This window comes from Nakamurella alba, from assembly GCF_009707545.1.
GTDB lineage: Bacteria > Actinomycetota > Actinomycetes > Mycobacteriales > Nakamurellaceae > Nakamurella > Nakamurella alba.
Genome location: NZ_WLYK01000006.1, coordinates 286,672 through 306,458 on the forward strand (window position 1 = coordinate 286,672; position 19,787 = coordinate 306,458).

The window sequence follows — 19,787 nt, forward strand, 5'->3', positions numbered from 1 at the left end:
CTATTTCTGCGGTGCTTGCTGCGCTCCGGCGGCCAGCACGCCGAGCGGGACGGTGGCCGCCAGCGGCCGGCGGGCGAGCATCGCGGCGTCGGCGGTGCTGCCGGTCGCCCGGGTGACCAGTGCTGCGGTGGCCCGGCCGCAGATCCGCCCCTGGCACCAGCCCATCCCGGCGCGGCAGAGCAGTTTCGCGGTGCGCTGATCGGCGGCGCCGAGGTCGATCGCCTCGGCCAGGTCGCCGGCGGTGACCTCCTCGCACCGGCAGATCACCGTGTCGTCGGTGAGCGCGTCCATCCAGCCGACCGGTTCCGGGTAGACCTCCTGGAGTGCACGGGCGAAGCGGCGCAACCGTTCCCGGCGGCGCACCAGTCGTCGTGGTGCGGGAGCGTCCCGGCCGGCGGCGCGGGCGGCGGCCAGGCCGGCCAGCGTGCCCTCGACGACAGCCAGCGGCGCCCCACCGACGCCGGTGGCCTCTCCCGCGACCCAGACCCCGGGCAGATCGGTGCGCTGATCGGCGTCGACCGCGACGACCGCGGACCCGTCCGGATCAGTCGCCGTCGCACAGCCCAGGGACAACGCCAGTTCGGTGGCCGGCGAGAACCCCATCCCCACTGCCACGGCATCGGTCTCGATCCGCCGTTCGGTCCCGGGCCGGATCCCGCCGGCGGAGTCCAAGCGGACGGTGGTGACCGCGGTGACCCGCTCGTCCCCGTGCGCGCGGACCACCATGGACCGTTGCACGAAGGGCACCCGGTGCCGGACCAGCGCGGCCAGGTACTCGGCACCCTCGGCGAGTTTGCCGACCTGCGGCAGCGCGGCCGGCAGGTGGCGGCGCCAGCCGACCGCCGACCCGGCGTCGTGCACGCCGACCACCGTCACCCCACGGTGCAGCAGCCCGACCGCGACGGGCAGCAGGAAAGGGCCGGTCCCGGCGACCAGTACCCGGTCGGCGATGCGCACGCCCTGGCCCTTCAGCAGCGACTGGGCGGCCCCGGCGGTCACCACCCCGGGCAGGTCCCACCCCGGGAACGGCACCGTGCGGTCGTGGCTGCCGGTCGCGAGAACAACACCGGCGGCGGGGATCTCGACCCCGACCGGGTCCGCGGCGGAGCGGTCGACCGCGTGCACGGCGAACCGGTCACCGTCGCTCCGCGGCGCGGTCACGGTCCAGACGTGGTGCTGCGGCAGGTAGCTGATCCGGCGGGAGGCGCGGTGCCGGTCCAGCTCCCGGGTGAGCCGGCGGAAGGTGTCCAGGTCGTGGTGCAGGTCGGCGTCCAGGTCGATGCCCGGCGCGCGGTGCCGGTAGAACTGGCCACCCGGCCGGTGCCCGGCGTCGACGAGCGCGACCGAGAGGCCTTGTCCGGCAGCGGCCACCGCGGCGGCGAGCCCGGCCGGGCCGGCCCCGACCACCACCAGATCAGCCTGCATGGCCGTTGCCGATCTGGGTGGCGACCTGCATGCCGTCAGCGGCGGGGACGAGGCAGGCCCGCTGGTTCGGCCGGCCGTCGATGGTGATCAGGCAGTCCTGGCAGACCCCGATCCCGCAGTAGAGGCCGCGCGGGCGGTTGCCGAACCGGGTGCGCCGCCAGGACAGCACGCCGGTGGCGATCAGGGCGGCACCGACGGACTGCTCGGGCTCGAACGGCACCGGCCGGCCGGCGAAGGTGAAGCTCATACGGGGACCTCAGCGAATCGGTCGGCGCGGAAGTGGGACGGATCGACCGCCGGCGCGGCGCCGGTGATCGCTGCGGTGATGAGTTCGGCGGTGGCCGGGGCGAGCCCGATGCCTGCCCCTTCGTGGCCGCAGGCGTGCAGCAGTCCCTCGACCCGCGGGTCCGGGCCGATGACCGGCAGGTGGTCCGGGCAGTACGGCCGGAACCCGTGGTAGGTGCGGATCAGGTCGACGCCGGCGAGCACCGGGAAGAGCCGGACCGCTTGTGCGGCAAGGCGTTGCACCGCGGTGACGGACAAGCGGTGGTCGAAGCCGACCCGCTCCCGGCTGGCGCCGATCAGGATGGTTCCGGACTTCGTGCCCTCCACCACCAGCGAGGTCTCCAGCCCGGCATCACCGGAGGCGACATTGGCGACGTAGTCGGCGGTGTACACCTTGCGCCGCACCAGGTTCGGCAGCGGCTCGGTGACGAGGACGAAGCCCCGCCGGGGCAGCACCGGGATCGGGGCGCCGAGCTTCGCGGCCACCTCGCCGGCCCAGGTGCCGGTCGCGTTGACGACGTACCGGGCCGGAATGTCCCCCTTGGTCGTTCGCACACCGGTGATCCGGCCGGGGCCGCCCAGCGGTCCCAGCACCTCGGCCCCGTTGATCGTCCGGGATCCACGGGAAGCGGCCAGCCGCAACAGGTGTGCGGCAGTGAGCATCGGCTGCACCTGCATGTCCTGCGGGTAGAGGATGCCGCCGGGCAGCCCGTCGGCCAGGTGCGGCTCCAGCTCGTGCAGCCCGTCCGGGCCGACCTTCTGCACCTGCACGCCGCTCGCCCGCTGGCCGTCGGCGAAGGTCTCCAGCAGCGCCAGCTGCTCCGGCTCGCGGACCACCACCAGGCCGCCCTTGAACTCCGCCTCGATGGTCTCCGCGCCCAGCTCGGCGACGATCCCGTCCCACAGCACCCGGGAGCGGAGCGCGAGATCCAGCTCGGCGCCGGCCCCCTTGTCCGAGACCAGGATGTTGCCCTCGCCGCTGCCCGTGGTCCCGGCGGTCGGTCCGGTGCGGTCGACCACCACCACCGTCAGGCCGGCCGCGGTCAGCGCCGCCGCCGTCGCGGCGCCCACGATCCCCGCGCCGATCACCAGGACGTCCGCCACCATGGTGAGGAAGTATGGCAGCGGTGGCGGCTCTGTGCAATGTCACATCACACGATGCCGAAGGTGGGGCGGCAGGGGGCGAAACCCTCGACGCCGAGCTCCCAGACCGGCCGGCGGAAGTCGCGCGGGGTGAGCAGCAGCCGCTGGTCGGTCGCGCGCTCGCCGGGTCGGCGCTGGATCACGCGAGTGCCGTCCGGCAGGTAGCCGAGCTTCTCCGAGACCCGCAGCGAGCGCGGGTTGTCGGTGAAGGCGCTGCTCTCGGCGCGCACCGCGCCGAGCTGGTCGAAGGCGAAGAGCAGCACAGCAGCACGCATCTCGCTGCCGATGCCGCGCCCCTGGAACGGCAGGCCCAGCCAGGAGCCGGTGGACACGGAGCGGGTGACGGCGAAGTCGGTGGCCATCAGCTCCTGGGTGCCGGCCAGCTCGCCGTCGATGCGCACCGCGAAGTTCACCGACCAGCGCTCCGGCACCGACGCCGCCCGCGCCTGCCAGTGGTAGCGCAGGGTGTTGGCCACCAGCTCGGCGTCCGGCGCATCCGTCCAGGGCATCAGGAACGGCATCTCGGCGGGATCGTGCACACCACCGCGGACCAGGTCGATCAGCTCGGCCAGGTCGTCGTCGCACAGCGGGCGCAGCTCGAGGCGCGGAGTGCGCAGCAGCAGGCCGAACACCGGCCACAGTCGGACCAGGGTCTCCCGCGAGCTCTGCACGGCCCCAGCCTCCCAGCCCGACCCGTCCCGGCGCGCCCTGTTTACCCTCGGAGCATGCTCGCCGTCGTCGTGGACCAGCCCGGAGGACCGGAACAGCTGCGCATCGCCGAGGTGCCGGATCCGGTGCCCGGTCCGGGCGAGGTGCTGCTGGATGTCGCGGCGACCGCCGTCAACCGCGCCGACCTGCTGCAGCGGCAGGGTCACTACCCGCCGCCCCCGGGGGCATCGGAGATCCTCGGTCTCGAATGTGCCGGCACCGTCGCCGCTCTCGGCGCCGGCGTCACCGGTTGGTCGGTCGGGGACGCGGTGTGCGCACTGCTGGCCGGCGGCGGCTACGCCCAGCGGGTCGCGGTGCCGGTCACCCAGCTGCTGCCGGTTCCGGACGGCCTTACCCTCGAGCAGGCCGCCGCGCTGCCCGAGGTGACCTGCACGGTGTGGTCGAACCTGGTGCTGGTCGGCGGTCTGCGTCGCGGGCAGTGGTTGCTGGTGCACGGCGGCGCCTCCGGCATTGGCACCATGGCGATCCAGGTGGGCCTGCTGCTCGGTGCCCGGGTGATCGTCACCGCGTCCCGGCCGGACGCGCTGCAGGAGTGCCTGGCACTCGGCGCCGAGGCCGCGATCAACTACACCGAGGAGGACTTCGTCGAGCGGGTCCGGGACATCACCGGCGGGCACGGCGCCGATCTGGTGCTCGATCTGGTCGGCGCGAAGTACCTGGCCCGCAACATCGCCGCGCTCGCCGACGGCGGCCGGATCGTGGTGATCGGCATGCAGGGCGGCGCGAAGGCCGAGCTCGACCTGGGCGCCCTGCTGCAGATCCGCGGGTCGGTCACCGCCACCGCCCTGCGCACCCGGCCGCTCGTCGGGCCGGGGTCCAAGGCCGAGGTGATCGACGCGGTCCGCCGCGATCTGTGGCCGGCGATCGCCGACGGCCGGGTGCGCCCGGTGATCGACGAGGTGGTCCCGCTGGTGGAGATCGCCGCCGCGCACGCGCGGCTCGCGGAGGGCGGACATGTTGGCAAGATCGTGGTGACACTGCCCGGTCCGGGTACCGGCACGAGCACGAGTTGAAGTGAGCTGGAGGAGAACGGCATGGCGGAGCAGGAGGGCCACCGCGTGGTGGTCATCGGACCGGACGGTTCACCGGTCGGGATGGCGGACGTCCCGCAGGGTCGGGCCGACCAGGACGACGACGCGCACGGCCCGAGCGCCGCGGAGCTCGTCGGCGAGCCGGCGAAGGTCATGCGCATCGGCACCATGATCAAGCAGTTGCTCGAGGAGGTCCGGGCCGCGCCGCTGGACGAGGCCAGCCGGGTCAGGCTGAAGGAGATCCACGCCCGGTCGATCACCGAGCTGGAGGCGGGTCTCACGCCGGAGCTGCGCGACGAGCTGGAGCGGCTGTCGCTGCCGTTCACCGAGGACTCGGTGCCCAGCGACGCGGAACTGCGGATCGCCCAGGCCCAGCTCGTCGGCTGGCTGGAGGGTGTCTTCCACGGCCTGCAGACGGCCCTGGTGGCGCAGCAGATGGCGGCCCGTGCCCAGCTCGAGCAGATGCGCCGTGGCGCTCTCCCGCCGGGTGTCGGCGTGGAGGGCCAGGGTGGCGGCGGGACCGGTTCGGGGACCGGCCAGTACCTCTAGCAGTCGACGGTCAGGCCGCACCGGCGGCGGAGCCGGCGAACTCGCGGACCTGGTTGCGGCCACCTGTCTTGGCCAGGTAGAGCGCCTGGTCCGCCTCGCGGACGAGCTCGCCGAGCTCCGCCTCCGGGTCGACGAGGATCCGCGCCTCCATGCTCGACACCCCGGCGGAGACGGTGACCGCCAGCTCAGGGAACTGCCGGGCGCAGCTGGTGACGATCTCCTGCCGCAGGCGCTCGGCGCCCTCCGCCGCCTGCCGCACGGTGCGCACCGGTGCGAGCACCAGCAGCTCCTCGCCGCCGGTGCGGATGATCAGGTCGGTGCGGCGGGTCCGGGTGGACAGGGTGGCCGCCACCCGGCGGAGCACGGCGTCGCCGACGTCGTGGCCGTGGTTGTCGTTGACCTTCTTGAAGTGATCGAGGTCGAGCAGGATGGCGGCGACCCGGTCGCCGGTCATCGCGGCGCCTGCGAACAGCGCCGGTGCCCGGTCCAGCATCCCGCGCCGGTTGTACAGCGCGGTGAGCGGATCGATCTGCGCGTGCTGGCTGGCCACCTCGAGCAGTCCGCGGATGCGCCGGACCAGGAAGGCGATCACCAGCATGACCGTGACCAGGATCCCGACCCGCACACCGACCTGGATGACCGTCTGCACCGGCGAGAGGTCCTGGCCCCGGATGGCCAGCCAGATGCCGAGCGTCACCAGCACCACCGGCGGCACCAGCGCGGTCCCCTTCAGGTACCAGGCCGCGGCCAGGATCGGGAACATCATCAGCAGCGGCGAGGCGGAGATCCGCGGCTGGCTCGAGGAGATCGAGATGAAGATGTAGAGCACGAAGCTCAGGTTGATGATCACCAGCACCATCAGGTGGCCGGCCCGGCGGCGCACGAACATCAGCCCGGCGATCACGAACGAGGCGGCCACGCAGGCGATGTAGACCCAGCGGAACCCGTCGGTCCGCACGGATCCGGGGACGAGACCGTTGATCACGCCGATCAGCCCGCTCAGCGTGTGCAGCAGGCCGAGCACCTTCCAGGCGCCGGGCTCCTGCCGTTTCGTGTCGCCGGAGGGTACGAGGGAACCCAGGATCACCTGCGGCAGGCCGTGGACCGATGTCTCCTGACGCCATACCGCCGATCGGGTGGGTTTGACCGGTGCGGACACGGTCATCACACTAATGCGTGAAGCCGGAAAATCCAGTGCCCACGATCGAATCGATTGAGCGTTCTTTGTCACCTCAGCGTGACGGCTCGCCACGCTCCGTCTTCCCACCGCAGTTCCGGGCTCTGGCCGGAACCGCTGTTCCTGGTACAAAATCATCGATCATGGGCGCCCTGGACCGCGATCGACTCCGACAGCTGACCCGACGGGAGGATGCCCGGTTCCTCGCCACCCACGTCCGGTCGGGTGAATTGTCCCGATCGGCCACACATCTGCTCGGCGGGGTCCCGATGTCCTGGATGGTCAAGTGGCCCGGCGCGCATCCGGTCTACGTCGAGTCGGCGTCCGGCGCGCACTTCACCGACGTCGACGGCAACTCCTACGTCGATCTCTGCCTGGGCGACACCGGGGCGATGGCCGGACACTCCCCTGCGGCGACGATGGCCGCGGTCCGGGCCCAGCTCGACCGCGGCATCACCACGATGCTGCCGTCGGCCGCCGCTCTGGACGTCTCGGCCGAACTCGCCCGGCACTTCGGGCTGCCGAGCTGGCAGTTCACCCTCACCGCCACCGACGCCAACCGGCACGCACTGCGTTACGCCCGGGCACTGACCGGCCGGGGCAAGGTGGTCGTGCACGACTGGTGCTACCACGGCTCGGTCGACGAGACCTTCGCCGTGCTGGACGGTTCCGGGGCGACAATCGACCGGCCGTCCAGTATCGGGCCGGCCGTCCCGGTCGGGGTGACCACGGTCGTGGTGGAGTTCAACGACCTGGCCGGGCTGGAGACCGCGCTGGCCACCGGCGAGATCGCCGCGGTGCTGATGGAGCCGGCGCTGACCAACATCGGCATCGTGCTGCCGGATCCCGGCTACCTGGCCGGCGTGCGCGAGCTGACCCGGAAGTACGGGACGCTGCTGATCATCGACGAGACGCACACGCTGTGCGCCGGTCCGGGCGGGAGCACCGCGGCCGAGGGCCTGGAGCCCGACGTCCTGGTGGTCGGCAAATCGATCGGCGGCGGGATCCCGTGCGCGGCCTTCGGTCTGAGCGCGGAGGTGGCCGCCCGCATCGAGCGCCTGGTCCGGCTGGAGGACATCGACGTCGGCGGGATCGGCGGCACCCTCGCCGGCAACCCGCTCTCCAGCGCCGCCATGGCGGCCACCCTGCGGGAGGTGCTCACCGACGACGCCTTCGGGCGGATGACCGACCTCGCGGTCCGCTGGACCGCAGGGGTGCAGGCGGCGATCGACGAGGTCGGGGCGCCCTGGCACGTGACCCGGCTGGGCTGCCGCGCGGAGTACGGCTTCTCGCGGGACCTGCCGCGCAACGGCGCCGAAGCCGCCGCGTCCGACGACTTCGAGCTGCAGCAGTACGTGCACCTGTACGCGCTGAACCGGGGCTTCCTGCTCACCCCGTTCCACAACATGGCGCTGATGTGCCCGGCCACGACGGGGGCGGACGTCGACGCCCATACGGAGATGTTCGGCCCGATGATGCAGGAGCTGTTCGCATGATTCCTCTACAGAAGTCCCGGACCTGCGGGAAGTTTCGCAGGGAGAAGAATCGGGCATCAACGGGACATGTTGCTCGCCATCGTCCTCATCATCCTGGCCATCGTCCTGTTCGGGGTCGGCTTCATCGCGAAGCTGGCCTGGTGGGCGTTCGTGATCGCCGCGATCATCTTCGTCGCGGGCCTGATCGCCGGCGCCTTCCGGCGCGGCAAGTCGCGCGTCTGACCTCATCCCGCTCGGCCGTGGGCGTCCGGTGCGGATAGCACTGAACGTCCTCGGCCGGCTGGTCGAGACCGCCCTGATCGTGCTCGGGGTGCTGGTCGTCGTCTGGGAGGAGGACGACCAGCTCCTCGAGTTCCTGCTGTGGTGGATGCTGCTGGCCTTCGCCTACATCCTGGTCGGCGGGCTGGTGCTGCGGTCCACCCGGCACCGGTCGGTGGCACTGCAGGCGCACGCCCACCGGCTGCGGCTGGCCTTCCCATTCGCTCTCATCACCAGCATGGTCGGACTGACCGTCGGACTGCACATCGCGTGGTCCGACCAGGACACCGACCTCGACGCCGCGATCAACTTCTTCGGCGGCATCACCATGGTGTTCTCCTGGCTGTTGCTGCACTCCGGCTACGCCCGCCGCTACGCCCAGCTGCTCACCCGGCACGGGGGTGGGCTGCGCTTCCCGGTCGACGACGACGGGAAGGCGATCACCCCGACCCCGGTCGACCTGCTCTACTTCGCCTTCGGGATCGGGGCGACCTTCTCCACCTCCGACGTGCAGGTCACCAGCACGCCGATGCGCTGGCACGTGATGACCCAGTCGATCCTGAGCTTCTTCTACAACGCGGCCGTGGTCGCCTTCGCGATCACCGTGCTGCGCGGGACCTGACTGCTACAGGGATCTCTCGTGGGCCCCGGCGGTCGGGCTCTTCGCCGCCAGTTGCCCTCGCACCGGACGGTCGACCGGACCGGCGAGGGTCGCCTCCTGCAGGCTCTGCAGCGCGGCCGGTCCGTCCACCAGGGCCGTGCCGCCGCCCTCGATCGCGTCCGCACCCTGCTCGCGCAGCGCCCACGGGGTGCCGTACTCACCGAGCAGCTCCAGGAACGGCACGGCGTCGAACGCCTCGGGCCCGAGCACGCCCGCGCCGGACCAGATGCCCTTCGCGATCAATTCCATGGCGATGACCGGGCAGACCGCGGTCTGCCAGACCACCGCCTGGGAGTTGTACTCGCGCATCGACCACCGGTTGTCGACCACGTGGTACAGGTACACCTCGCGCGGCCGGCCGTCCTTGCCGAGCCCGCGGACCCAGGTGCCGGCGCAGGTCTTGCCGTGCATCTTGTCGCCGAGCGTGGCCGGGTCGGGCAGCAGCGCGGCGATGACGTCGCGCGGCGAGACGGTGACGCTGCCGACCTGCATCGGCTCGGCCGAGTCGATGCCGAGTTTGCGCTGCAGCTTCAGCATCTCGATGAACTCCTGGCCGAGTCCGTACTTGAAGGTGACCCGGCCGACGTCGAGCCAGCGGGGGACCAGCAGCACCTCCTCGTGCTCGACGTTCACGCACTCGATCGGCCCGATGCCCTCCGGGAAGTCGAACACCTCCGGCTCGGAGAACGGGGCCGTGGTGAAGTGGCCGCGCGCCTTCTCGTAGACGATCGGCGGGTTCAGGCACTCCTCGATGGTGGTCCAGATGGAGAAGGTCGGCGCGAAGTCGTAGCCCTCGACCTCGAGGTTGCCACCGTCCCGGACACCGATCTCGTCGATCCGGGAGAACAGGTGGTCCGCGGCGTAACGGGCGAACACGTCGGCCAGCCCGGGCTCGACACCCATGCCCACCAGGGCGATCCGGCCCGCGGCCTGCCACTCGCCGTCCAGCGCGAACTGCTCGTCCCCGAGCATCACGCCGGGCACGTTGTACGGGTCGCTGGGGTGCGGGTGCGACAGCGACATCGCCATGTCCAGGTAGTGCGACCTCGCCCGCAGTGCTGCGGTGAACAGCGGCATGACGAACCGCGGGTCGGTGGCGTTGAGCAGCACGTCGCAGCGGTGCATCTCCAGCAGGTTCGCCACCGCCTCCACGTCGGTGGCATCGACCTGGGCGGCGAGAAAGCGTCCGTCGCCGGACATCTCGACCGCCTGCCGGGCGCGGCCGAGGTCGTAGTCGGCGACCACCAACGCCTCGATGTACTCCCGGCGGGCCGCCGTGGCGACCACGGCGGAGCCGACACCGCCGGCGCCGACCAGCAGCACCCGGAGCTTGCCCTCCGCGGAGCGCACGGGCTTCGCCGACCGGCCGGCGAGCACCGGGGTCGACTCGTCCCACCGGGTACCGGCGGCGAGATCGGCTCGCCGGCGGGCGATCCCGCCCAATGTCTCCAGCACCACGCGGTTGCCGAGCAGGGCGGTGACGTCGGCATGGTCGTACGGCGGAGCCACCTCGACGATCTCCATGCCGACCAGCGGGGTGTCCCGGCCGATCGCCCGGACGGCGTCCAGCAGCTCGCGCGCGGTCAGCCCGCCGGGCTCCGGGGTGCCGGTGCCCGGCGCCATACCCGGGTCCACCACGTCGATGTCGACCGAGAGGAAGACGCCGTCGACGTCCTCGCAGGCCTTCGCGATCACCTCGGCGATGACCTCGTCGAGGCCGCGGCGGCGGATCTCCGCCATCTCGTAGCCGCGCATGCCCTGGTCGGCCATCCAGGCCAGCTCCGGCGGCTCCGGCCAGTAGCCGCGCAGCCCGACCTGGAAGAACTTGTGCCCGGGCACGGCGCCGGACTCGATCACCCGGCGCATCGGGAGTCCGTGCCCGTACAGGGATCCGAACTGGATGTCGCCGGTGTCGGCGTGCGCGTCGAAGTGGATGACCGAGATCCGGCCGTAGCCGTAGACCTCGGCCAGGCCGGTGATGTCGGCCATCGCGATGGTGTGGTCGCCGCCGAGGATCACCGGGATCTTGCCGGCGCCGGCCAGCTGCTCGATGACCCGCTGCAGGCTCTGCAGCGAGCGGATGGTCTCGGTCGGCGCCATCTCGACGTCACCGGCGTCCACCACGCCGAGATCGCCGAGCGGGTCGACCCGCAGCGACAGGTGCGGGCGGGACCCGGTGTGCTCCGAGTAGTCGCAGACCCGGATCGCCATCGGGCCCATCCGGGCGCCGGCCCGGTAGGAGGTCCCCGCGTCGTACGGGGCGCCGACGATCACGCAGGTGGCGTCGGCGTAGGAGACGGGATCGGACAGATCGCAGCGGGGCACACCGGTGAACGTGACATCGGGGCCGTACATTGCGCCGTAGCGCGCCATGGGAGTGTTCACTCTCTTGTTCGTCCTCGGCCCTGGGGTTGTGTCGTCGGGCCGCGTCGACCGGTGGCAGCGGTCGACCTCCTCAGCTTCCCCGGTCCCCTCGCGTTCGGGCAAGTGTCACCGGCGGTTCGCACCGGATCGGCAACCGGTCCGCAACGAACCGGCAGCGGGGCGCAACGACTCAGCTGTCGAAGCCGAGGCCGAAGCGGTCGAGGGCGCGGAGCCAGAGGTTGCGGTGCCCGGCCCGGGCGTCCGCCCGGGCCACCGACCAGCGGGTCAGGTTGACCACGCCGGAGCGCAGCGGCTCCGGCGGGAACGGCACCGGCTTGCCGCGGATCGTGGACAGGCTGGTGAGCTCGGTGCGCTCGCCGGACAGCAGGTCGAGCATGACCTGGGCGCCGAACCGGGTGGAGCCGACGCCGAGTCCGGTGTAGCCGACCGCGTAGGTGACCCGGCCGCCGTGGCCGGTGCCGAAGAACGGGAAGAACCGGGAGCAGGTGTCGATCACCCCGCCCCAGGTGTGGGTGAACCGCAGCCCCTCCAGCTGCGGGAAGGTCTGGAAGAAGTGGTCGGCCAGCAGCCGGAAGGTCTCCGGACGCTGGTCCAGCGACGGGTCGATCCGGTTGCCGTAGTGGTAGATCGCGTCGTAGCCGCCCCAGAGGATGCAGTTGTCCTCGGTGAGACGGTAGTAGTGGAACAGGTTCCCGGCGTCGCCGACGCCCTGTCGGTTGCCCCAGCCGATCGTCTTCAGCTGCGCCTCGGACAGCGGCTCGGTGGCCATCGCGTAGTCGTAGACCGGGATCACGTACGGCCGCACCCGCTTGAGCAGCGAGGGGAAGGCGTTGGTGCCCAACGCCACCCGGTCCGCACGCAGCTCGCCGTGCGGGGTGGTCAGCAGCATGTCCCGGCCGTCCCGGACCATCGAGGTGACCGGGGTGTTCTCGTGGATCCGGACGCCGAGCGACCGGCACGCCTCGGCCAGTCCCCAGACCAGTCGGGCCGGGTCGACGAGCACAGTCTTGTCCTTGCCCCACACGGCGCCGAGGTAGGTCGGCGAGTTCACCTGGGCGCGGGTGGCGTCGGTGTCGAGAAGTTCGGCGTCGTCACCGAAGTCGAGCATCCGTTCGTAGTCGGCGGCCAGGTCGCCGATCTGGTAGCTCTCGGTGGCCACCCGCAGCTCACCGGTGCGCTCCAGCTTGCAGTCGATCGCGAAGTCCTCGATGGTCTTCACGATGCCGGCCAGGTTGGCCCGGCCGAGTCGTTCCAGCCGCGGCATGTCCTCCGGGTACCAGTCCATGCCGTTGGCCTGGCCGTGGGTGAGCGAGGCGGAGCAGAATCCGCCGTTGCGGCCGGACGCGGCCCAGCCGATGGTCTTCCCCTCGAGCAGCACCACCTCGCGGGACGGGTCCTCCTGCTTGGCCAGCAACGCCGTCCAGAGTCCGGAGTAGCCACCGCCGACGACGGCGAGATCGGTGCGGGCACTGCCGGTCAGCGGTTCCTGCGGGTCGGGGGCGTCGACGTCGTCCAGCCACCAGCAGAGCGGCTCGGCGTCGGCGAGGGAGGTGCGGATGGAGCGGGCCCGAGAACGACCGCCGGGCGACAGCGGGGACATGAGGAGTGCCTTTCCAGGGGCGGACGGGAGGACGGCTCGTGGGGACGTCCGGCCACCGGGAGGTATCGCTCACAGGTGCGGGACGTCCGGGACGGAACCGTCAGTCGGGGACGCCGAACACGGTGCGGTGCCAGGACTTCCGGCCGATGCCGGTGCGGTCCATCGCGACGTGCTTGATCTGGGTGTACTCCTGCAGCGAGTAGACCGACATGTCCTTGCCGAAGCCGCTGGCGCCGTAGCCGCCGTGCGGCATCTCCGACCAGATCGGGATGTGGTCGTTGAGCCAGACCGTACCGGCCCGCAGCTCCGCGGACGCCCGCAGGGCGGTGTGCACGTTCGTGGTCCAGGCCGAGGCGGCCAGTCCGTACGGGCTGTCGTTGGCGAGATCCAGTCCCTCGTCGACGGTGTCGAAGCCGATGACGGTCAGCACCGGTCCGAAGACCTCGTCCTGCACGATCGGGTCGCCCTGGGCCACGTCGGTGATCAGGGTCGGCCGGTGCCAGAACCCGCCGGCCAGCTCCCCATCGGGCAGCGCACCCGGCGCGATGATCCGGGCGCCACGGGATCCCGCCGCCGCCACCATCCCGGCCACCTTGTCCCGGTGCCGGGCCGAGGACAGCGGACCCAGGTCGGTCGCCGGGTCGTCCGGGGATCCGAGCACGATCGAGCCGTACAGGTCGGCGACGCCGGCCACGAACTCCTCCAGCAGCGAGACGTGCACGTAGGCACGGGTCGCCGCGGTGCAGTCCTGGCCGGTGTTGATCAGCGACCCGGCCACCGCGCCGTGCACGGCGGCCTCGAGGTCGGCGTCGGCGAACACCACGAACGGTGCCTTGCCGCCGAGTTCCAGGTGCACCCGGGCCGCGCGTGCCGAGCAGGCGGCCATCACGCCGCGCCCCACCACCGTCGAGCCGGTGAAGGACACCATCGCGACGTCCGGGTGCGACACCAACGTCTGCCCGGCGTCGGCGCCGGTGCCGGCCAGCACCTGGATCACGTCCGCGGGAAAGCCTGCGGCAGTGGCGCACTCGGCCATCAGCACCGCGGTGAGCGGGGTGATCTCGGCCGGCTTGAGCACGATGGTGTTACCCGCGGCCACCGCCGGCAGGATCTTCCAGGCCGCCATCTGCAGCGGGTAGTTCCACGGGGCGATCGAGCCGACGACACCGATCGGCTCCCGCCGGATCGACGAGGTGTGGTCCGCCGAGTACTCGCCGGTCGCCGCACCCTCCAGCACCCGTGCGGCGCCGGCGAAGAACGAGGTGTTGTCGATGGTGCCGGGCACGTCGAAGCCGGTGGCCAGCTTGGCCGGCTTGCCGGTCTGCGCCGACTCCACGGTGGCGAGTTCGGCTTCCCGGGACCGCATCTCGCCCGCCAGGCCGAGCAGCAGCTCCGAGCGCTCGGCCGGGGTGGTGCGGGACCAGGACCGGAAGGCGGCCTTCGACCGGGCGACGGCCGCGTCCACGTCGGCCGCCGTGGCGAGCGGGTAGTCGGCGACCACACCGCCGGTGGTCGGGTCCAGGATCTCGAAGCGCTCGCCGGACCCACCCACGGGCAGCCCGGTGACCGGGACGGTCGCGGTCATCGTGATCCCCGATCGGGCTTGCGGCGGAACTCGTCCCGCTTGTCCTGCTCCTCCTGCCGGCGGCCCCAGATCTCCTGGAAGCGCCGCGCCGCGAACGGGGCGATCGCGATGATCACCAGTCCGGCGACGATGGAGATGGTGCCACCGTTCACCGGTTCCTCCGGGCGGTGATCATCCGGCCGGCGACGGTGAAGAGCAGCGCGATGACCAGCATGGCCGTGCCGACGACGTTGATCTCCGGCGGGATCGCCTTGCGCGAGGCGCCCCAGACGAACATCGGGAAGGTGACCTCGGAGCCGGAATTGAAGTTGGTGATGATGAAGTCGTCGAAGGACAGCGCGAACGACAGCATCGCGGCGCCGGCGATGCCGGGGACGATCAGCGGGAAGGTGATGCGCCAGAACGTCTGCCAGCGGTTGGCGTAGAGGTCCTGGGCCGCCTGCTCGAGTCTCGGGTCCAGGCCGACCAGCCGCGCCTTGACGGTCACCACGACGAAGCTGAAGCAGAACATGGTGTGCGCGATCCAGATGGTGGTCTGGCCGAGCGGGATGCCCATGTTGACGAACAGCACCAGCAGCGACGAGCCGGCGACGACCTCGGGGGTGGCCATCGGCACGAAGATCAGCACGTTGGCCAGTGCCTTGCCGCGGAACTCGTGGCGCACCAGGCCGAAGGCGGCGAGCGTCCCGAGGATCGTCGCGGCGATGGTCGACAGCACGGCGATCTTGATGCTGAGCAGCAGCGAGTCGCACAGGCCCTCGATGCCGCAGACGTTGCCCCAGTGGTCGAGGGTGAAACCGGCCCAGGTGTAGTTGAAGTCGCCGGCCGGGTCGTTGAACGAGAACACGATGACGACGGCGATCGGCACGAACATGTAGATGAGCGCCAGGATCCCGAAGAAGGTCACCAGGTGGTCGCGGATCCACCGGCCGGCGCCGGACGGCGGGCGGGCGGTGGTGGGCGCCGGCGGGGTCGCGGTCGGCGGCTTGGTGAGGGTTGCCATCAGACCAGTTCCTCCGTGCCGGCGCGCCGGACGTAGTAGATGACCAGCACCACGATCGCCACCATCAGCGAGATGGACAGCGCGGCCGCGTGGCTGTAGTCACGGACCCGCAGGAACAGCGCGTCGATCACGTTGCCCGACATGGATTCCCGCATCGACCCGAGAAAGGTGGCGTTGACGTAGTCACCGGCCGCGGGGATGAAGGTGAGCAGCGTCCCGGACACCACACCCGGCAGCGACAGCGGCCAGGTGATCTTCCAGAACGAGGTCCACGAGCTGGCGTAGAGGTCGCCGGCCGCCTGCAGCAGGTTGCGGTCCTGCTTCTCCAGCGACGCGTACAGCGGCAGCGTCATGAAGGGCAGGAAGTTGTAGGTCAGACCCATGATCACCGCGAGCGGCGTGGCCAGGATGCGCTGGTCGTTGGTCAGCCCGATCAGGTCGGTGATGCTCAGGAAGCCGATGCCGCGCAGGAACGAGGTGAAGGCACCCTCGTCGGCCAGGATCGTGGTCCAGGCCAGGGTCCGGATCAGGAAACTGGTGAGGAACGGCGCGATGATCAGCACCAGCAGGAACGGCCGGACCTTGCTGCTCACCTTGAAGGCGATCGTGTAGGCCAGCGGGTAGGCGATCAGGATCGTCAGGATCGTGGCCAGACCGGCGTAGACGAAGGACCGCAGGAACTGCGGCCAGTACTCGGTCCAGACGTCCCAGTAGTTCGAGAAGGACCAGGTGAAGGTGTAGCCCTCCTCCAGGCCGCCGCTGGTGAGCGAGGAGTTCACCAGCGACAGGATCGGCAGCACGAAGAAGACGATCAGCGCGAGACCGCCGGGCAGCAGCAGGAAGTACGGTGTCAGCTTCTTCGAGACCGGGGTCGCCCGGTCGGGCAGCGGGGTCTGCGGCTCCTGCGGTTCCGAGGCGGCCAGCGGTGCCGCGGCGGTCACGAGGCCACCTCGGCCGCTTCGGCTTCCTTCCACGCGCCCTCGTGCAGACCGAAGGTGTGCTCGGGATGCCAGTACACGCTGACCTTCTCGCCCACCCGGTGCAGTTCCGTCGCAGAGTTCTGCGAGAAGACCGCGATCTCCTCCTCGGCATCGGCCAGCGCCCGGACGACGTACTGGGTGGAGACGCCGATGAAGGAGGCGTCGATGATCTCGCCGTCCACCGCGTTCATCCCGGCCGGCGCCTGGCCCAGCGCCGCGATCTGGATCTTCTCCGGCCGCACGCCGGCCTCGACCGACACCCCGCTGGCCGCCATCCGCTTGGCCGGCATCGCCAGCTGGACCCCGTGGAAGTCGACCTTCACCACGTCCGCGTCGCGCGAGATCACGTTCACCGACAGCAGGTTCGTCTGGCCGAGGAAGCCGGCGACGAAAGCGGTGCGCGGGTTCTCGTAGAGGTCGACCGGCGCGCCCATCTGCTCGACCTTGCCCTTGTTCAGCACGGCGATGGTGTCGGCCATGGTCATGGCCTCCTCCTGGTCGTGCGTGACGTGGATGAAGGTGATGCCGACCTCGGTCTGGATCCGCTTGAGCTCCAGCTGCATCTGCCGGCGCAGCTTGAGATCCAGGGCGCCGAGCGGCTCGTCGAGCAGCAGCACCTTGGGCTTGTTGACCAGCGCCCGGACCACCGCGATGCGCTGCTGCTGGCCGCCGGAGAGCTGGGTGGGCCGGCGCTTGGCCAGGTGCTGCATCTCCACCAGCTCGAGCATCTCGTTGACCCGCCGGTCGATGTCGGACTCCTTGCGCCGGCGCAGGCCGAACGCGATGTTCTCGAAGATCGTCATGTGCGGGAAGAGCGCGTAGCTCTGGAACACGGTGTTGACCGGCCGCTGGTACGGGCGCTTGTGGGCGATGTCCTCACCGCCGATGAGGATCTGGCCGGCCGAGGGCTCCTCGAGCCCGGCGACCATCCGCAACGTGGTGGTCTTGCCGCACCCGGACGGGCCCAGCAGTGCGTAGAAACGCCCCTCGGGCACGTCGAGGTCGATGCCGTCCACGGCGCGGAAGTTGCCGTAGTGCTTGTGCAGACCGCGGATCTGCAGACCGCCGGAGTCCGACGGTGAGGTACCGGTGGTGGTCCGTCCCTCGCTCGAGATGGTGCTCATCCGATCAGGCTCCCGTCAGCTTGGCAAAGGCACGATTGCATCGGTTCTCCTGCTCCTCGGACAGGCCCATGAACACATGGGCCTTCGCCAGGTCCTCCTCGGTCGGGAAGACCAGCGGATCCTCCAGGATGTCCGGGTCGATCTCCTCCATCGCCTCCGCGGTCCCGTCCACCGGGGAGATGTAGTTGATCCAGGCCTCGGCCTGCGCGGCGATCTCCGGCTGGTAGTAGAAGTTGATCAACTTCTCGGCGTTCTCCTTGTGCGGGCTGCGCACCGGCACCACGAAGTTGTCGCTCCAGAGCGTGCAGCCCGCGTCCGGGATGATGAACTGCAGGTCCGGGTTGTCGGCCTGCAGGCTGACCACGTCACCGGTCCAGCCGACGCACGCGGCGACGTTGCCCTGCACCAGGTCGGCGCCGTAGTCGTTGCCGGTGAACCGGCGGATCTGCCCGGAGTCGACCGCGTCCTGCAGTTTGCCGATCGCCTGGTCGAACTGGCTGTCGGTGAAGTTGGCGGGGTCGAAACCCATGTCCAGCAGCACCAGGCCGACGGTGTCCCGCATCTCGGTGAGCAGGGTGACCTTGCCGCGCAGCGCGGGATCGGTGAGCAGCTGGTCCATGGACGTGATCTCGCGGCCGCCGGTGGCGGCGGGGTTCACCGCGATGCCGCCGAGGCCGGACTGCCAGGTCATCGAGTACTTGCGGCCCGGGTCGTACGAGACCTGGGTGAGGTCCTCCCGCATGTTGGCGAAGTTGGGGATCTTCGAGTGGTCGAGCTCGACGACGAAGCCGAGCCGGATCAGCTTGGCGACCATCCAGTCGGTGACCACGAAGACGTCCGCCGCGATCGCCTGTCCGCCGGTGAGCTGTGGCTGGATCTTGGCGAAGTAGCTGTCGTTGTCGTTGACGTCCTCGGTGTAGGTGACGGTGATGCCGGTCTCGTCCTGGAACTTCTCCAGCGTGGTCGGCTCCGCCTCGCCCTCGGCCGCCGCCTCCTCGTCCGGGGTGTCGATGTAGAACGGCCAGTTCGCCCAGTTCAGCGTCATGTCGGTGGCCGAGGTGTCGGTCACCGGCTGGTACCCGCTGACCCCGATGCCCGGGATGCTGCACGCCGCCAGCAGCGCGGACATGCCCGCGGCCCCGGCACCGCGGAACAGCGAACGCCGGGAGATGCCCCGCGGGAGCCTCCGCGGGCCCGCACCTGAAGGACCGAGCAGGGGATGCGGACCTGTCACAAGTGGCCTCCCGGCGATCGTGCGCGAACGGTTTGGTGCTCTCGGTGCATGTCGGTGCAGTGTCGGTGCCATCGGCGCGGGCCAGACCTCGTCCCGGACCGGCCGATCCTGACACCGGCGGGACACCGCAGCAAGGACCGGCCTGCGTCACGACCGTCACCGATCAACGGCAACGGCGTCGGCACAGGTGCCGTCGGCGGTCGGGAGCACTCCCGGCCGCTCCCACGGTTATCGCAGCCGTGGAACACATCGGCAAGCGTTTCCGTGTTCCAGAATTGTTTCGACGACGGATCCCGTCACCCGGATGGCCTGCGACCGCTTGCCTCGGCCCGGTCGGAGGGCCATGATCGGGGCCATGCCTCGGCAGTCCCTGGTCCAGCGCACGGCCGAACACCGGGCCGTCCGCGCAGAGGGGCACGGCGGGCACGGTGAGGCCGGGTCGCTCGACGACGTGTCGAAGGCGATCATCGAGCAACTGCAGCAGGACGGCCGCCGTCCCTACGCCACCATCGCCGCCGCCGTCGGATTGTCCGAGGCGGCGGTCCGGCAGCGGGTGGCCAGGCTCGTCGGTTCCGGCGTGGTGCAGATCGTGGCGGTCACCGATCCGGTCCAGGTGGGGTTCACCCGACAGGCGATGATCGGCATCCGCACCGAGGGCAACCTGGACCCGATCGTCGCCACCCTCAAGGAGATGGACGAGGTCGACTACGTGGTGGTCACCGCGGGCAGTTTCGACATCCTGGTCGAGGTGGTGTGCGAGGACGACGACCACCTGCTGGGCCTGCTCAACCATCACATCCGGACGATCCCCGGGGTGCGGTCCACCGAGTCCTTCGTTTACCTCAAGCTCGCCAAGCAGACCTACACCTGGGGCACCCGATGATCACCTGCCGGAAGCTGCTGCACGCGGGGGCCCCGACTCGGGTCGGCCTGCGGGCGGACTCCTGCCCGCGGTGCGACGTCCCGGGCCTGCCGCGGCTCTGCGCGGTCCCCGGCGCCCACCGGCTCGCCTGTCGCTCCGGCCGCGGCGCGCGGCCGGGACCCCGGGCCGCGGGCCGACCACCCGAGCAGGCCGTCCCGGAACCGGGTACGCGCCCGGCCGCCGATCGCACCCTGCCCCCC

The 19,787-nt window shown here is 70.8% G+C and carries 18 protein-coding genes and 2 pseudogenes; 6 read left to right on the forward strand and 14 right to left on the reverse strand.

The window, feature by feature from the left end; genetic code table 11:
- The 4 genes from GIS00_RS16475 to GIS00_RS16490 are packed head-to-tail and all read right to left on the reverse strand — an operon-like array spanning window position 1 to window position 3,524.
- A complete protein-coding gene (locus GIS00_RS16475; protein ID WP_154769519.1) occupies window positions 1–1,425 on the reverse strand; it encodes an FAD/NAD(P)-dependent oxidoreductase in 1,425 nt (474 codons plus the stop codon).
- Window positions 1,415–1,672, reverse strand: a complete 258-nt coding sequence (locus tag GIS00_RS16480) for a (2Fe-2S)-binding protein (protein WP_154769520.1) — start codon at window positions 1,670–1,672, stop codon at window positions 1,415–1,417. The genes GIS00_RS16475 and GIS00_RS16480 overlap by 11 nt, the downstream gene beginning before the upstream one ends.
- Window positions 1,669–2,817: an NAD(P)/FAD-dependent oxidoreductase gene (locus GIS00_RS16485; RefSeq protein WP_154769521.1), complete on the reverse strand. Its 1,149-nt coding sequence runs from the start codon at window positions 2,815–2,817 to the stop codon at window positions 1,669–1,671. Before GIS00_RS16485 ends, GIS00_RS16480 begins: the two co-directional genes overlap by 4 nt.
- Window positions 2,818–2,861: 44 nt before the next feature.
- The gene (locus GIS00_RS16490) at window positions 2,862–3,524 is read right to left on the reverse strand and encodes a GNAT family N-acetyltransferase (protein ID WP_322098041.1); all 663 of its coding nucleotides are present in this window, start codon (window positions 3,522–3,524) and stop codon (window positions 2,862–2,864) included.
- Window positions 3,525–3,578: 54 nt separating this feature from the next.
- Here GIS00_RS16490 and GIS00_RS16495 point away from each other — a divergent pair, with 54 nt between their 5' ends.
- Window positions 3,579–4,595, forward strand: coding sequence for an NAD(P)H-quinone oxidoreductase (locus GIS00_RS16495; protein ID WP_154769522.1), 1,017 nt, complete (start codon window positions 3,579–3,581; stop codon window positions 4,593–4,595).
- A 21-nt stretch (window positions 4,596–4,616) separates the two neighbouring features.
- On the forward strand, window positions 4,617–5,162 hold the full coding sequence (locus GIS00_RS16500; protein ID WP_154769523.1) for a bacterial proteasome activator family protein: 546 nt from the start codon (window positions 4,617–4,619) through the stop codon (window positions 5,160–5,162).
- Between the two features lie 10 nt (window positions 5,163–5,172).
- Here GIS00_RS16500 and GIS00_RS29035 read toward each other — a convergent pair whose 3' ends face one another.
- Window positions 5,173–6,321 (reverse strand): GGDEF domain-containing protein, encoded by a 1,149-nt coding sequence (locus GIS00_RS29035; protein ID WP_154769524.1) that lies wholly within the window; start codon window positions 6,319–6,321, stop codon window positions 5,173–5,175.
- Between the two features lie 161 nt (window positions 6,322–6,482).
- On the opposite strand from GIS00_RS29035, the gene GIS00_RS16510 reads away from it, so the two are divergent.
- The 3 genes from GIS00_RS16510 to GIS00_RS16520 all read left to right on the forward strand — a co-directional run bounded on the left by GIS00_RS16510 (window position 6,483) and on the right by GIS00_RS16520 (window position 8,715).
- Window positions 6,483–7,835, forward strand: a complete 1,353-nt coding sequence (locus tag GIS00_RS16510; protein WP_154769525.1) for a transaminase — start codon at window positions 6,483–6,485, stop codon at window positions 7,833–7,835.
- Window positions 7,836–7,901: 66 nt separating this feature from the next.
- Entirely contained in the window at window positions 7,902–8,057 is a 156-nt protein-coding gene (locus GIS00_RS16515) for a hypothetical protein (protein ID WP_154769526.1), read from the forward strand.
- Between the two features lie 28 nt (window positions 8,058–8,085).
- A complete protein-coding gene (locus GIS00_RS16520) occupies window positions 8,086–8,715 on the forward strand; it encodes a DUF1345 domain-containing protein (protein ID WP_154769527.1) in 630 nt (209 codons plus the stop codon).
- A gap of 165 nt (window positions 8,716–8,880) precedes the next feature.
- Here the strand turns inward: GIS00_RS16520 and GIS00_RS29400 are convergent.
- From GIS00_RS29400 to GIS00_RS16565, 9 genes and pseudogenes are all read right to left on the reverse strand, one after another.
- Window positions 8,881–10,104 (reverse strand): annotated as a pseudogene (locus GIS00_RS29400) (saccharopine dehydrogenase C-terminal domain-containing protein); the annotation flags it as partial.
- A 102-nt stretch (window positions 10,105–10,206) separates the two neighbouring features.
- A pseudogene (gene speB / locus GIS00_RS29405) lies at window positions 10,207–11,127 on the reverse strand (agmatinase); the annotation flags it as partial.
- A 181-nt stretch (window positions 11,128–11,308) separates the two neighbouring features.
- Window positions 11,309–12,739 carry an NAD(P)/FAD-dependent oxidoreductase gene (locus GIS00_RS16535; protein WP_154769528.1) on the reverse strand — a complete coding sequence of 477 codons (1,431 nt, stop codon included), beginning with the start codon at window positions 12,737–12,739 and terminating at the stop codon, window positions 11,309–11,311.
- A gap of 100 nt (window positions 12,740–12,839) precedes the next feature.
- A complete protein-coding gene (locus tag GIS00_RS16540) occupies window positions 12,840–14,324 on the reverse strand; it encodes an aminobutyraldehyde dehydrogenase (RefSeq protein WP_154769529.1) in 1,485 nt (494 codons plus the stop codon).
- Window positions 14,321–14,476 carry a hypothetical protein gene (locus GIS00_RS16545; protein WP_154769530.1) on the reverse strand — a complete coding sequence of 52 codons (156 nt, stop codon included), beginning with the start codon at window positions 14,474–14,476 and terminating at the stop codon, window positions 14,321–14,323. The genes GIS00_RS16540 and GIS00_RS16545 overlap by 4 nt, the downstream gene beginning before the upstream one ends.
- The gene (locus GIS00_RS16550; RefSeq protein ID WP_154769531.1) at window positions 14,473–15,327 is read right to left on the reverse strand and encodes an ABC transporter permease; all 855 of its coding nucleotides are present in this window, start codon (window positions 15,325–15,327) and stop codon (window positions 14,473–14,475) included. The genes GIS00_RS16545 and GIS00_RS16550 overlap by 4 nt, the downstream gene beginning before the upstream one ends.
- Window positions 15,327–16,268 (reverse strand): ABC transporter permease, encoded by a 942-nt coding sequence (locus GIS00_RS27810; RefSeq protein WP_322098043.1) that lies wholly within the window; start codon window positions 16,266–16,268, stop codon window positions 15,327–15,329. The genes GIS00_RS16550 and GIS00_RS27810 overlap by 1 nt, the downstream gene beginning before the upstream one ends.
- Window positions 16,265–17,431 (reverse strand): ABC transporter ATP-binding protein, encoded by a 1,167-nt coding sequence (locus GIS00_RS16560; RefSeq protein WP_154769532.1) that lies wholly within the window; start codon window positions 17,429–17,431, stop codon window positions 16,265–16,267. Before GIS00_RS16560 ends, GIS00_RS27810 begins: the two co-directional genes overlap by 4 nt.
- A gap of 4 nt (window positions 17,432–17,435) precedes the next feature.
- On the reverse strand, window positions 17,436–18,560 hold the full coding sequence (locus GIS00_RS16565; RefSeq protein ID WP_230313684.1) for a polyamine ABC transporter substrate-binding protein: 1,125 nt from the start codon (window positions 18,558–18,560) through the stop codon (window positions 17,436–17,438).
- Between the two features lie 460 nt (window positions 18,561–19,020).
- Between GIS00_RS16565 and GIS00_RS16570 the strand changes: the two genes are divergently transcribed.
- Complete coding sequence (locus GIS00_RS16570) at window positions 19,021–19,548, forward strand: Lrp/AsnC family transcriptional regulator (protein ID WP_154769534.1); 528 nt, start codon at window positions 19,021–19,023, stop codon at window positions 19,546–19,548.
- Window positions 19,549–19,787: the final 239 nt, after the last annotated feature.